At 67.5% G+C, this 15,544-nt stretch carries 4 protein-coding genes; 3 read left to right on the top strand and 1 reads right to left on the bottom strand.

Going from position 1 to position 15,544, the window contains the following annotated elements; genetic code table 11:
* Positions 1-10: 10 nt before the first annotated feature.
* The 3 genes from WAX14_RS20795 (at position 11) to WAX14_RS20785 (ending at position 15,253) form a co-directional block, all read left to right on the top strand.
* Entirely contained in the window at positions 11-13,105 is a 13,095-nt protein-coding gene (locus tag WAX14_RS20795; RefSeq protein WP_422629943.1) for an amino acid adenylation domain-containing protein, read from the top strand.
* 108 nt (positions 13,106-13,213) lie between these two features.
* Positions 13,214-14,206: an alpha/beta hydrolase gene (locus WAX14_RS20790; RefSeq protein WP_422629942.1), complete on the top strand. Its 993-nt coding sequence runs from the start codon at positions 13,214-13,216 to the stop codon at positions 14,204-14,206.
* 72 nt (positions 14,207-14,278) lie between these two features.
* Positions 14,279-15,253, top strand: coding sequence for a type IV toxin-antitoxin system AbiEi family antitoxin domain-containing protein (locus WAX14_RS20785; RefSeq protein ID WP_422629941.1), 975 nt, complete (start codon positions 14,279-14,281; stop codon positions 15,251-15,253).
* 60 nt (positions 15,254-15,313) lie between these two features.
* Here WAX14_RS20785 and WAX14_RS20780 read toward each other — a convergent pair.
* Positions 15,314-15,544, bottom strand: a 231-nt coding sequence (locus WAX14_RS20780; RefSeq protein ID WP_422629940.1) for a hypothetical protein, incomplete at its 5' end; no start/stop codon positions are given.

The following is a 15,544-nucleotide window of genomic DNA, read 5'->3' as shown; positions in this document are numbered from 1 at the left end:
GCACGATACGCTGCGCACCCGCTACCCGGACTCGGAAGACGGCCCGTACCAGGACATTGTGCCTACCGCAGAGGTGGCGCACGCCCTCGTCGTCGAACCGCTCGGCGGTGCGCTGGGGGAACGCCTGCGCGCGATCGTCGGGCGCGGATTCGATGTCACCGCGGCGCCGCCGGTCGCGCTGACGGTACTGCGTGAGAGCGACCCTGCGGTGCGCGCGGACGACGCCGCACACGTCGTCGTCCTGGTCGTGCACCACATCGCGATCGACGGATGGTCGATGCAGGCGCTGGCCCGCGACCTCGTCACCGCCTACGCGGCGCGCGCCGAACACGCCGCACCGGCCTGGGTTCCACTGCCCGTGCAGTACGCCGATTTCGCTGTGTGGCAACAGGATCTGCTGGGATCGGGCACCGACCCGGAATCGGCGGCGAGTCGTCAGCTCGCGTTCTGGCGACAGACGCTGGCGGACGCACCCGACGTGTCGGACCTACCCACGGACCGGCGCAGGCCCACGGTGCCGACGTTCCGCGGCGGTACCGTCTCGGTGACCGTCGATCCGGAACTGTATGGCCGCCTGTCCGAATTCGCCAGGGCCGGAGACGCGTCCCTGTTCATGGTGTTGCATGCCGCCCTCGTGGTGCTGCTCACCCGCGTGAGCGGCACCGACGACATCGTGGTCGGCACTCCGGTCGCCGGGCGCGGCGACGCGAACCTCGACGACGTCGTCGGCATGTTCGTCAACACCCTGCCGCTGCGGACCCGCGTCGCCGCCCGTGACTCGTTCACCGACCTGCTCGGGCGGGTCCGCGACACCGACCTCGCCGCGTACGCGCATGCCGACCTGCCGTTCGAGCGACTCGCCGAGGCGCTTGCGCCGTCGCGGGCCACCTCGCATCACCCGCTGTTCCAGACGGTCCTCGCCCTCGAGGTCCCGCGGCCGTCGTCCGTGTCGCTGCCCGGACTCGGAATCGAGCTTCTGCCGGTCGATGCCGGGATCGCGAAGTTCGATCTCGAGTTCGTGGTGACCGAACACGAGCACCATGCGACCGTCGCGCTGACGTACGCGCGGGACCTGTTCGACGACACCACCGCCGCCGGCCTGCTCGACCGGTACCTGCGGGTGCTGGCCGGGGCGGTGGCCGAACCCGCTGCCGCCGTGGGCGATCTGGACCTGCTCTCGGATGTCGAACGCGCGCTGGTGCTGCGGGCACCGGAACCGGCGCCGTATCGGACACTGCCGGAGTTGCTCGCCGACGCCGCGCGTGATCCCGACGCGGTCGCGTTGATCTCCGGCGACGTGTCGGTCACCTACGGTGAGCTCGACCGGCGGTCGAACATGCTCGCGCACAATCTGATCGAGGCCGGCGCGATACCCGGCTCGGTGGTGGCGGCGGCGCTGCCGCGGTCCGTGGACTCGGTGCTCGCGCTGTGGGCCGTCGCGAAGACCGGAGCGGCCTTCCTGCCCGTCGACCCTGGATATCCGCGTGCGCGAATCGAGCACATGCTCACCGATTCGGGGGCCCGGATCGGAATCGCCGCGGCCGAGCACACCCTCCCGGACACCGTCACCTGGATGTCTCCGCACGGCACCGGCGATCCGGTTCCGGTCCCGCGGTCGGCGGTGCGTCTCGACGAGGCCGCCTACCTGATCTACACGTCCGGATCGACGGGCGTCCCCAAGGGGGTCGTGGTCACCCATCGCGGTCTCGGCGCGTTCGTCGCCGAACAGCAGCGGCGCTACCGGGCGCGTCCGGGCGACCGCGTCGCGGCGTTCGCGTCACCGAGCTTCGACGCCTCGCTGCTGGAGATGTTCATGGCGTTCGGTGGGGGAGCCACCCTCGTGCTCGTCCCCACCGAGGTGTACGGCGGTACCGAACTCGCCGAGCACCTCGCGTCGGTCACCCACCTGTTCCTCACGCCGGCAGCGCTGGCCACCGTGGACCCGGCCGACCTCGACCGGGTGCGCGTCCTCGTCGTCGGCGGCGAGGCATGCGAGCCCGCGCTCGTCCGGCGGTGGGCTCCGGGCCGGGAGATGTTCAACGCGTACGGACCCACCGAATCCACCGTCATGGCCACCCATTTCGGGCCGATGGCGGCGGATACGCGGGTCGGAATCGGTACGCCGGTACTCGGTACCGGTGCGGTCGTCCTCGACGCACGGCTGAACCCGGTGCCCCCCGGTACCGCGGGTGAACTGTATGTGCACGGTCCGGGGCTCGCCCGCGGCTATCACGCCCGGCCCGCCCTCACCGCAGCCCGGTTCGTCGCGAATCCGTTCGCGCCCGGACTGCTGTACCGAACCGGCGACCTCGTGCGCTGGACCGCCGATCACCAGTTGGACTATCTGGGCCGCACCGACTTCCAGGTCAAGGTGCGCGGCCACCGCATCGAACTGGCCGAGATCGACGCGACTCTTACCGCCCACCGAGGTGTCGCTGCCGCAGTCACTGTCCCGCACCCGGCGACCGGAACCGTGGTGTCCTATGTCGTTCCGGTCGCCGGTGTCGCGCTCGAACCCGCCGAGGTGGCGGGCCACCTCGCGCACTCGCTGCCCGCGTACATGGTGCCGTCCGCGATCACGATCGTCGACGAGTTCCCGCGGACCGGCGCCGGCAAGATCGACACCCGTGCGCTTCCCGAACCCGTCTTCGCCGCAAGCGAATTCGTGGCGCCGCGCGACGCGGGCGAACGTCGGGTGGCGGCCGCATTCGCGGAGGTCCTCGACCTCGACCGCGTCGGCGCCCACGACGACTTCTTCGCGCTCGGCGGCAACTCGCTGTCGGCCACCAAGGTCGTCTCGCGGCTCGATCCCGCGCTCGGGGTGCGGACGATCTTCGAAAACCCGACGGTCGCGGCGCTCGCCGCCGCCGTCGGCGCGTCGTCGCTGCCGCAGCGTCCCGCCCTGACCGCACAGCCCCGGCCCGCCCACATACCGCTCTCTCCCGCGCAGCAGCGGATGTGGCTGATCAACCGGTTCGATCCGGATTCGCCCGTCTACAACATTCCGGTCGCGGTGCGGCTGACCGGCCGGCTCGACATCGAGGCACTCTCCGCTGCCGTCGCCGATGTGGTGGCGCGGCACGAGAGCCTGCGCACGGTGTTCCCGGCGACCGACACCGGCCCACACCAGGTCGTGCTGGACGCGGCTTTCTGTGACCTTGCGGTCACACCGCGCCGCGTCACGACCGGTTCGGTGCGCGACGAGATGCTCGCGGTGCTGTCGCGCGGATTCGACGTCACCACCGAACCACCGATCCGCGGTGCGCTGCTCCGGATTTCCGACGACGAGCACGTCCTCGTCGTGGTCGTGCACCACATCGCCGCCGACGGTGCCTCGACGGTGCCGCTGGCCCGCGACATTCTCGTCGCCTACACCGCACGCCTGGCCGACGCCGCCCCCGCCTGGGAACCGCTCGCTGTGCAGTACGCGGACTTCGCGATCTGGCAACGCGGTGTCCTCGGTGATCCCGCCGATCCGGACTCGCTCGCCGCACGACAACTCGCGTACTGGACGCGAACCCTCGCCGACGCACCCGCCGTCGTCGACCTGCCGACGGACCGGCCACGCCCGATCGTCGCCTCGCAGCGCGGCGCCCGCACCGACTTCCGCATCGACCCGGCCACCGTACGTGCCCTCGACGCCCTCGCCCGCGGCCACCGCGCGACCCGTTTCATGGTGCTGCACGCGGCCCTCGCGGTGCTGCTCACCCGGCTCGGGCCCACCGGCGACGTCAGCATCGGCACACCCGTCGCCGGACGTGGCGCCCCCGAACTCGACGACCTCGTCGGCATGTTCGTCGGCACCCTGGTGCTGCGCACCGACGTCGACCCGGCCGCCGCGTTCGGGCGGGTGCTCGACCAGGTGCGTGACACCGACCTCGCCGCGTTCGGTCACGCGGACATCCCGTTCGAGGACGTCGTCGACGCCGTCGATCCGGTTCGCTCGCAGGCCCACGCACCGCTGTTCCAGGTGACGTTGTCGCTGCAGAATCAGGGCACCGGAATCCTCGAACTACCCGGTCTCACCGTCGAACCCGTCGATCCCGGTGTCGACGTCGCCAAGGTCGATCTCGAGTTCACCCTGCGCGACGACACCGACGGCGGTCTCGCGGCGTCGCTGACGTACGCAACCGACCTGTACGACGACGCGACCGCTGTGGCGCTCACCGAACGGTGGGTGCGGTTGCTGCGGGCCGTCGTCGCCGACCCGGACGGTGTGGTCGGCGACCTACCGATCCTCGACGATGCCGACACCGCCCGCGCTCGCGCCGACGCGGTGCCCGCGAGGCTGCCGGTGCGGTTGCTGCCGGACATCTTCGCCGCCGGCGTGGCGGCGAACCCGGACGGCATCGCCGCGACGGACGGCAACCGCAGCCTCACCTACACCGAACTCGACCGCGCCTCGAACCGGCTCGCGCACAAACTGGTCGGTCTCGGCGTGGTCCCGGAAACGACGGTGGCACTGTCGTTCCCGCGGTCGATCGACGCGATCGTGGCGTTGTGGGCGGTCGTCAAGACCGGGGCGATGTTCGTCCCCGTCGACCCGGCGCTGCCCGCGGCGCGCATCGCCTACCTGCTGGCCGATTCGGGGGCACGCCTCGGCCTCGGCGACGGCCCGCCCGAGATCCCGTGGCTGACCCCCGCCGACGCCGCCGATCACCCCGATACCCCGCTCACCCCGGCGATCACCGCTGCGTCGGCGGCCTACATGATCTACACGTCCGGCTCCACCGGCACCCCGAAGGGCGTCGTCGTCACGCATCGTGGTCTCGCCGCGTTCACCGCCGGGCACCGCACCGAACTCGGGTTGACCAGCGCATCACGAATGCTGCGCTTCTCGTCGTCGAGTTTCGACGCGTCGGTGTTCGAGCAGATCGCCGCGTTCTCTGCCGGGGCCACCCTGGTCGTCGCGCCACCCGGCATCGTCGGCGGCGGCGAACTGAGCGAGCTGATCCGCCGCGAACACATCACGCACATCATCACCGCCCCCGCCGCGCTCGGCACCGTCACCGGCGACTTCCCGGACCTCGAGGCCGTCGTGGTGGGCGGCGATGTCTGCCCACCCGAACTCGTCGAGCGTCTCGGTGCCCACAGCCGGTTCGTCAACAGCTACGGGCCGACCGAAACCACCATCATCATCACCGAGACCGCACCGCTGTCGCCGGGCGACGTCGTCACCATCGGCGCACCGATCGACGGTGCGGGCGCGGTCGTTCTCGACCGGAGGCTGCACCCCGTCGCCGACGGTGTCATCGGCGAGCTGTATCTCGCGGGGGCAGGACTCGCGCGCGGCTATCATCGGCGGCCCGATCTCACCGCGGCCCGGTTCGTCGCGAATCCGTTCACCGGCGGGCTCATGTACCGGACCGGAGACCTGGTGCGGCGCACCGTATCCGGAGAGCTCGATTTCGTCGGTCGCGGCGACGCCCAGGTTCAGGTACGCGGACTGCGCATCGAACTCGGTGAGATCGAATCGGCCCTCACCCGCGGCGGCGACGTCGCGCACGCGGTCGTCGTGCTCCACTCCGACACCCGCACCGGCGACCGGCTCATCGGCTACGTCGTCGCCGCGGGCGGGCACGACGTCGACCCGCAGCGACTGCGCGACCGACTCGGCGACGAACTACCCGGCTACATGGTGCCCACGCAGATCCTCGTGCTCGACGCGCTGCCGATCACCGCGAACGGCAAACTCGATCGCCGCGCGCTACCCGTCCCGGAGTTCGAATCCCGGCCGTTCCGCGCCCCGGAAAACCCCGTGGAGCAGACCGTCGCCGACGTGTACGCCGACCTACTCGGCGTCGACCGGGTCGGCCTCGACGACGACTTCTTCGCGCTCGGCGGAAACTCGCTCAGCGCAACACAACTCGTCGCTCGTCTCGGTGCCGCACTCGACACGACCGTCCCGGTCCGCGCAGTGTTCGAGACCCCGACGGTGGGGTCGCTCGCCGCAGCGGTGTCCCACACTGTCGGAACCGGGGCCAGGCCGGCGCTGACCGCCGGGGCCCGGCCCGACCGGATTCCGCTGTCGCTGGCGCAGCAGCGCATGTGGTTCCTCAACCGGTTCGAACCCGACTCGTCCGCCTACAACCTGCCGATGGTGGTCCGGCTCACCGGGCCTGTCGACGCGGCCCTGCTGTGCGCAGCGGTCGCAAGCGTCGTCGATCGGCACGAGTCGCTGCGCACGGTGTACCCGAATACCGCCGACGGTCCAGCGCAGGTGGTTCTTCCGTCCGCGACCGGCGTACCGGATATCGATGTCGTCGACGCGGGATCGGCGGAACTCACCGAACTCGTCACGTCGTTCACGACCCGGCCGTTCGACGTCACCACGGCAGTTCCGCTGCGAATGCGACTGTTCCGGCTCGCCGCAGACGATTTCGTGCTTGCAATGGTTGTGCACCATATTTCGGCGGACGGCTTCTCCATCGCCCCGATGATCCGTGACCTGCTCGCGGCATACGCGGCGCACCGGGCGGGCGAAGTGACGGCGTGGGCACCGTTGCCGGTGCAGTACGCCGATTACGCGCTGTGGCAGCGGACCCTGCTCGGATCCGAGGACGATCCCGATTCGCTGATCGCACGCCAGCTCGCACACTGGCGTGGCGCGCTCGCGGGACTGCCGGACCAGATCGACCTGCCGACCGACCGGCCGCGACCTGCCGTGCAGTCGTATGCGGGCGGGCGCGTCGACATCGCCGTCGACGCGGACCTGCACACACAACTCGTCGAGCTCACCCGCCGACACCACGCCACCCTGTTCATGACCGTGCATGCGGCGCTTGCCGTGCTGCTGGCGCGGCTGTCGAACAGCGACGACATCGCAGTGGGCACACCCGTCGCGGGCCGCGGCGAGCAGCAACTCGACGACCTCATCGGAATGTTCGTCAACACCCTCGTGATGCGGGTGAGGGTCGCCGACGAGATGACGTTCGACGACTTGCTGCGCGCCGTCCGTGACGCGGACCTTCGCGCGTTCGGACACGCCGATGTGCCGTTCGAACGGCTCGTCGAGGTACTCAACCCGCAGCGCTCCACCGCACGGCACCCGCTGTTCCAGGTGGGTTTCTCATTTCAGAACGTCGCTCAGGGCACGCTCGAACTGCCGGACCTGAACGTGTCCCTCGTGGACCTGGCCCACCGCACGTCCCAATTCGATCTGCACTGGATCGTCCAGGATCACTACGACGATGCGGGCAGACCCGATGGCATCGCGGGCTATCTCACGTATGCCACCGCCCTGTTCGACGAATCCACCGCGGTCGGTCTGGTGGACAGATTTGTGCGGGTCCTGCGCGCCGCGGTTGCCACGCCCGAGGCGCTTGTCGGGGATATCGACATCCTCGACGACGTCGAACGTCGCCGGATCGTCGCCGAGTGGAACGACACCGAGCGCCCCGTGCCCGCGAACACCCTCGTGTCGTTGTTCGATGCGCAGGTCGCCGCCGCACCGGACTCGATCGCCCTGCGGTGCGGCAGCATCGAACTCACATACCGCGAGTTCGATGCTCGGGTCAACCGCCTCGCCAGACGGCTGATCGCTGCCGGTGTCGGCCCGGAGACCAGAGTGGCACTCGGTATGCGTCGGTCCGTCGAACTGCTCGTCGGCATGTACGCGGTGGCCAAGGCCGGCGGCGCCTACGTCCCACTGGATCCGGACCAGCCGACCGAGCGGACCGAGTACATCCTCGGGGCGGCGGATCCGGCCTGCGTGCTCACCAGTCGTGGTGACGCAATAACCACGGGCCGGGTCACGATCGTGATCGACGACGGCGACTCCGACGCGTTGCCCGACGGCCCGGTCGGGGACGACGAGCGGCTCGCCTCACTGACTCCCGCACACACCGCGTACGTGATCTTCACATCCGGTTCCACCGGGCGGCCGAAGGGTGTCGCCGTCACCCACGGTGCCGTCGCCAATCAAATGCTATGGAAGGCAGATTGTTTCGGACTCGGTCCGACGGATTCCGCGCTGCTCAAGACCGCGTCGACGTTCGATCTGTCGGTGTGGGAATTCTGGTCGGTGCTCGTCTCGGGTGGCTGCCTCGTCGTCGCAGACCCCGACGGTCATCGAGACCCGTCCTATCTGATCGACACCATTCGTCGGTACGGGATCACGACACTTCACGTCGTGCCGTCCATGCTCGACGCGCTGACGGCACTAGCGAACGGTCCGCTCGGTTCGTCGCTGCGCCGCGTCCTCGCCATCGGCGAGGCGCTCGCCCCCGACGTCGCGCGCCGCTTCCGTGCCGCGAACCCCGACACCGGGCTGTACAACCTGTACGGGCCCACCGAAGCCGCGGTGTCGGCAACCTGGCATCGCGTGAGCGAGGACGATTCGTTCGACGTTCCGATCGGTCGTCCCGTCTGGAACACACGGGTCCGGGTACTCGACGCGCGTCTGCGTCCGGTGCCGGTGGGCGTTCCCGGCGAATTATACCTTGCAGGTACGCAATTGGCGCGTGGATACCTCGGCAGGCCGGACCTCACCGCCGAGAGGTTCGTCGCGGACCCGTTTGTCGCAGGCCACACGGCAGGGACGCTGTACCGCACCGGAGACCTCGTCGTATGGAACTCCGACGGCACCCTCGGCTACCGTGGCCGCACCGACTTCCAGGTCAAGGTCCGGGGCTTCCGCATAGAACTCGGCGAGATCGAATCGGCTCTGCGACGACTCGATTCCGTCGCCCACGCTGTCGTGGTAGCACATCACGACGATCTGACCGGTGATCGACTGGTCGCGTATGTCGTGCCCGAGTGCGGGGCATCGGATTTCGACTCGATCCCGGTGCGGGATGCACTCGCGCAGCAGCTCCCGAGCTACATGGTTCCCGCCACGTACATCGCGCTCGATGCCCTTCCTCTGACTGTCAACGGCAAACTCGATCGACGTTCCTTGCCGTCACCGACCTTCGGCGGCACGGACTTCCGGGCTCCGTCGACACCGGTGGAAGAGATCGTTGCTGCGGTCTATTCGGACCTGCTCGGAGTCGAACGGGTCGGAGCGGACGACGACTTCTTCGCGCTCGGCGGTAATTCGCTGGTGGCCACGCGTGTTGTCGGTCGGGTCGGTGAGGCACTCGATACGCAGGTGCCGGTGCGGACGTTGTTCGAAGTGTCGACGGTGGAGGCGTTCGCGGCCAGGGTCGCGGTGAGTGCCGGTTCGGGACGGGTGGCGCCGTTGGTGGCGCAGCAGCGTCCGGATCGAATTCCGTTGTCGTTGGCGCAGCGTCGGATGTGGTTCTTGAACCGGTTCGATCCGGAATCCGCGGTGAACAACATTCCGGCGGCGATCCGATTGTCGGGTGTGCTGGATGTCGACGCACTGCGTTGTGCGGTCGATGATCTGGTGGCCAGGCACGAGATTCTGCGGACCTACTATCCGGATGTCGACGGCGTCGGGGTGCAGGTGGTGGTTCCGTCGGCGCAGGCGCGATGTGAGTTGGCTGTCGAGTCGGTGCCGGAATCGGATCTGGTGGAGGCTGCTGCCAGGTATCTGGGCGCCGGATTCGATGTGACGGAAGCTCCGCCGCTGCGGATTCGGTTGCTGCGAATCTCGGATGCCGAGCATGTATTGGTCGTGGTGGTGCACCATATTGCGGCCGATGGGTTCTCGATGGGTCCGCTGGCGCGGGATGTGATGGTTGCGTATGCGTCGCGGGTGGTTGGCGAGGAGCCGTCGTGGACGCCGCTCGACGTGCAGTACGCGGACTATTCACTGTGGCAACGTGCCGTGCTCGGATCCGACGAGAACCCCGATTCGACGATCGCGCGTCAGTTGGCGTACTGGCGCGATGCGCTGGCGGGGATGCCCGACGTGCTGGCGCTGCCGTCCGATCGTCCGCGACCGGTCGTCGCGTCGCATCGTGGTGGCTCCCATCGGTTCGTGGTCGGTGCCGCTGCCGTTTCCGGAATCGATGCGTTGGCTGCTGAATTCGGCGCAACGCGGTTTATGGTGGTGCACAGCATCTTTGCATCGTTGTTGGCGCGTCTCTCAGGTTCCGGTGACATTGTGGTCGGTACTCCGGTGGCGGGCCGCGGGGAGCGTGCCCTCGACGATCTGATCGGAATGTTCGTCAATACGTTGGTGTTGCGCACGGAAATCACCGCGGACGAGCCGTTCGCAGAGTTGCTGCGCCGGGTACGCGAGGTGGATCTGGGAGCGTTCGGTCATTCCGACGTGCCGTTCGAGCGATTGGTGGAGACGCTCGAACCGGTACGGTCCACGGCATGGAACCCGATGTTCCAGGTGATGCTGACGTTGCAGAACATGAGCCCGGCACGATTCGAGTTGCCGGGGTTGACGGTTTCCGCGGTGGAAGCAGATATGCCGTTGGCGAAATTCGATCTCCAGCTCACGTTGTCGGAAACGTCCGACGGCGGGTTCGCTGCGGATCTGACCTATGCCACGGACCTGTTCGACGAGGTGACGATCGTCGGATTCGCTGACCGGTTCGGGCGCCTGATGTCAGGCGTGATCGATGATCCGCAGATTCGGGTCGGCGACCTCGAACTGCTCGGCGCCGACGAGCGCCGGATGGTACTGGCATCGGGTCGAGGCGCCGCGGTCCCCGTGCACCGGCGAGTCGTTCCGGACCTGCTCGCTGCGCAGGCCGAGCGGTCGCCGGCGGCGGTGGCGATCGCGGCCGGTGCGCCGGTGCTCACCTATTCGGACTTCGGGGCGAGGGTGAACCGACTTGCCCGGCATTTGATCTCGCTGGGTGTGGCACCGGAGATTCCGGTGGCAGTGGCGATGCACCGGTCACTCGACATGGTGACGGCGCTCCACGCGGTGTTCGCGGCGGGCGGTGTCTACGTTCCGGTGGATCCGGAGCAACCGTCCGAGCGCATTTCCTATCTGCTCGACGTGACGAATCCGCTGCTCGTCCTGTCGCTGTCCGATAGCGGAATCGACACCGCACGGACCGTCGTGCACGTCGATGCTGTCGATGTGTCCGGATATTCGGGTGGTTCGATCCTGGCCGACGAGCGCCACGGCCCGCTGCGTCCCGAGAATGCCGCATACGTGCTGTTCACGTCCGGGTCGACGGGACGGCCGAAGGGGGTGACCGTCTCGCATGAGGCAGTCGTCAACCAGTTGTCCTGGATGCAAGATGAATTCTCGCTCACATCGTCGGATGTGGTGCTGCTCAAGACTCCGGCAACGTTCGATGCGTCGGTATGGGAGTTGCTGTGGCCGTTCGCCTCGGGCGCACAGATGGCCATTGCGAGTCCGGACGGGCATCGCGATCCGGAGTATCTGGCCCGCGCGCTCGTAGATTTCGGTGTCACGGTCGCACAGTTCGTTCCGGCGGTTCTCGATGCCGTGCTGGATGTCGTCGGCGATCCGACTCCGGCGCTGCGGCTGGTGTTCGCCGGTGGTGAGGCGCTGTCGGTGTCCACGGCGCAGCGCGCGCGAGCGCAGTTGGATGCTCGGGTCCTCAACCTGTACGGACCGACCGAGGTGACGATGCAGGCGACCTCTCGTTGTGGCGACGAGGCTGCCGGCGGTCTGCAGGTTCCGATCGGTACGACCGTGTGGAACACGGATGCGTGGGTGCTCGATACGCGGATGCGGCCGGTACCGGCCGGTGTTGTCGGCGAACTGTATCTTTCGGGGGTTCAGTTGGCGCGCGGATATGCGGCCCGGTCCCGGTTGACCGCCGAGCGATTCGTGGCGAATCCGTTCGACGGTGTGGGCGACCGGATGTACCGGACGGGTGATCTGGTGCGGTGGAGCCGTGACGGGCAACTCGAGTATGCGGGTCGAAGCGACGGTCAGGTGAAGTTGCGCGGCCAGCGCATCGAACTCGGAGAGATCGAGTCCGCGCTGCATGGGATCGCGGACGTGTCGGCTCCTGCGGTGAGAGTGTTCGGCGATCGTCTTGTCGCGTATCTGGTTCCGGTTCCGGGCGCGGATCTACACATCGACGGGATCCGGCGCGAAGTCGCGCGGAGACTTCCGGCCTTCATGATTCCGACGCAGTTCGTGATCCTGGATAGTTTGCCGCTCAATGCTTCCGGAAAGCTGGACCGGAAGGCGTTGCCGGAGCCGGTGCTGGAGGTGCGCGAGTTCCGGGCGCCGGTCGATGTGGCGGAGCAGGCCGTGGCTGCGGCGTTCGCCGAGGTGCTCGGCGTCGAGCGTGTCGGTCTGGACGACGACTTCTTCGCGCTCGGTGGCACCTCGCTGGTAGCGACGCAGGTGACCGCACGGCTGCGGATCGAGTTGAACGCGGAAGTCCCGCTGCAGTTGTTGTTCCGGGATTCGACAGTCGAAGGTTTGGCCGGTCTGATTACGGAGACTGCGGAGTGGAGTGAAACGGATGCGTTCGGCCCGGTGCTGCCGTTGCGCGACGACGGGCCCGGTATTCCCTTGATCTGTGTGCATCCGATCGTCGGTCTCTCCTGGTGCTTCACCGGACTCGCTCGCCGGCTGGATTCCGGTATGCGGGTGTACGGGCTGCAGACCCCGGCGGTCTCGGACGAATCATTCGACCCGGATTCACTGGAGCGGTTGGCGGGACGGTACATCGACGAACTTCGGAAGGTGCAGCCGGAAGGGCCGTACCGTCTGCTCGGGTGGTCGCTCGGCGGGGTGATCGCGCATGCCATGGCAGTCCAGCTCCAGCGGTCCGGGGCTCGTGTGGAATTGCTGGTCATGTTGGACAGCTTCACCGGGGCGGAGTTGGCCTCCGGGGAGGTTGCGGAGGTTCAGTTCAGTGAGGTGCTCGCTGGTTTCGGTCTCGATCCAGGAACGATCGGCGACGGCGTGGCGGGCATTGTCGATGCTCTGGCGTCGCTGACCGGCTACTCGTCGGAGCGGACGGAGCAGGTAGTGACGACGCTGTTCGGCGCTGCCGAACGGAACTCCGAGCTGATGGCACAGCATGAACCCGAGCGCTTCGACGGCGATGTCGTCTACTTCACCGCTGCCGGGGATGATCCGACGGGAGCGCGAGGCGCGGCAGGGTGGCGCGATGCGGTCACCGGCACGGTGTGGAATTTTCCAGTTCCTTCGACGCACTGGGGAATGACGTCGCCGGAGGCACTCGAATCGATCGTGCCTATTCTGAACAAGGCTTTGGTGGACGGTGGGTTTGCATGACCCAAATCGGCAGATACGTTCAGTTCTTCTGAACGACCAATCAACGTGAAGGCGGAATTTTCGGCAATGTGCAGTGATTTGCTACGCCGTACCGGACTGTGCGTCGGCATGGTTCTCGCGTTCGGAATGTCCGTGCCAGGGGACGTGGTTGCTGCTCCGGTGACAACGCAGGAGACATCCGCTCCTGCCGTCGTGGATCGCATCGAACGGATCGACGAGCACAGGTGGGATGTATTCGTGTATTCGCCGTCGATGGATCGTGTCATCCCATTGCAGGTGATTCGTCCCGCAGATGCGAGTGTTCCGCGGCCGACGCTGTACTTGCTCAATGGTGCGGGCGGGGGTGAGGACGGTGCCAACTGGCTGAACCAGACGGACATCCTCGACTTTATGGGTGACAAGAACACCAACGTGGTGGTACCCGCCGAGGGAATGTACACCTATTACACCGATTGGCAGCAGGACGACCCGAAACTCGGCCGCCAGAGATGGCAGACCTTCCTCACCCGGGAACTTCCACCCGTGATCGACGAGGTGCTCGGAGCGAACGGAATCAACGCGATCGCGGGCCTGTCCATGTCGGCAACATCCGCGCTCAATCTGGCGATCGAGGCACCGGGCCTGTATCGTGCCGCGGCGTCGTACAGCGGATGCGCCCAGACCAGCACCCCGCTCGGGCAAACCTATGTTCGCTCCGTCGTCGAAATGATGGGGGAGATCGACGCCACGAACATGTGGGGACCGTTCGACGGACCGGGATGGAAGGAACATGATCCGACGTTGAACGCGGAAGGACTGCGCGGATTGTCCCTGTACATCTCGAATGGCACGGGACTTCCCGGCCCGCATGAGAACCCGGCGTTGCCGCGCACCCCGCAGTCGCCGCCGCTCGCGGATCAGATCGTCGTCGGCGGAACCATCGAAGCGGCCACCAACGTATGTGCCCATGCGCTGGCTGGGCGGTTGAACGATCTCGGTATTCCAGCGACCTTCCATTTCCGGAACGAGGGCACTCATTCGTGGGGGTACTGGCAGGACGAACTGCGGCGCTCGTGGCCGCAGCTTGCCGCCTCGCTGGAACTGCAATCCACAGGCGGCTGATTCATCCACAGATTTGGTCCGGCGGGGCAGTCGGGGAAGTTTTCGCCGGGCTGATGCGCGAGCCTGGTCGTCATGGGGGAATTGGAGAACATCATCCGGCGTAGTGACGCTCATGCTCGGGGCGTCACCGACACCGAGATCCGGCGGTTGTGTCGAACGGGAACCTGGACCCGGTTGACCCGCGTCGTCTACGTGCCCACGCGGCTGTACGCCGAGACCGACCAACGGGGCAGGCACCTGTACCGTGCCCTTGCGGCAGCGCACGTCGCCCGGCCTGGGACTGTGCTCGGTCATGTGTCCGCGGCGATCGTGCACGGCCTGGACCTATGGCGAACATCGCTCGACGACGTACATCTGACGTGTGGTCCTAGCGGTGGAAATGGACGTGGTCGCGGCCGGGTTCTGCACGCCGAACACTTCGAGGCTGATGAAGTCGTCCACGTCGGCCGGGTGGCAGTCATGTCGGCAGCCCGGACGGTCGCCGATCTCGCACGGACGTTGCCGTTCGAACAGGCAGTGGTCACCGGCGACCATGCGATGAGGGCCGCCGGCGTTTCGGGCGCAGACGTCTCGGCGATTCTTTCCCGGAATCCCTCGCACCCGGGAAATGCGAAGGCGACGCGGGCTCTGCGATTCATGTCCGGGCACAGCGAAAGCGTCGGCGAATCGCGTAGTCGAGTGCTGTTCGTGCGTTCGGGTCTGCCGATTCCACAGTCTCAGGCAGCGATCTATTCGAGCGCGGGGCAGTGGCTTGCGCGCGTCGATTTTCTGTTGCCCGAACACGGTGTGATCGGTGAATTCGACGGGCGCATCAAATACCGCCGCGACGGCGTTGCGAATGTCGCTGCGGAAGAAGTGGTGTTCCGGGAGAAACAGCGTGAAGATCGCCTGCGCGACGCGGGGTGGGTCGTCGTGCGCTGGGTGTGGGCTGACCTGGAGAATCCGGACGTCGTCGTCGCTCGTGTGCGTGAAGCGATCGCGCGTGCCGCGCGAGGTCCACGACCGAGTGGCCACTTCGTCATGCCTCCGGGCATACACGAGATGTAGAACCGTACACCCCGTCCTGCGGCAGGACGGGGTGTACGCGTTGTTCGAGCGCTGTGGGGACTACCTGCGGCCGGGCGGCTTGATGCCGCCCTTGATCTGCAGGCCACCCGGCTTGGCCTTCGGAACAGCAGGCGCTGCCGGGGTTTCGGTGGCCGGTGCCTCAGCCACGGGAGCCGCCTCAGCCGCCTCAGCCTCGGGTGCCGGGGCAGCCGCCGGAGCCGCCGCCTTCTTGGCGCCGGGTGCCTTGAGGCCGCCCTTCATGGCCAGCCCACCGGGCTTGGCCTTCGGAAC

It is taken from the genome of Rhodococcus sp. (in: high G+C Gram-positive bacteria) (assembly GCF_049299235.1).
GTDB lineage: Bacteria > Actinomycetota > Actinomycetes > Mycobacteriales > Mycobacteriaceae > Rhodococcus.
Note: the sequence above shows the minus strand (reverse complement) of the source record. Positions and strands in the feature narration are given on the sequence as shown.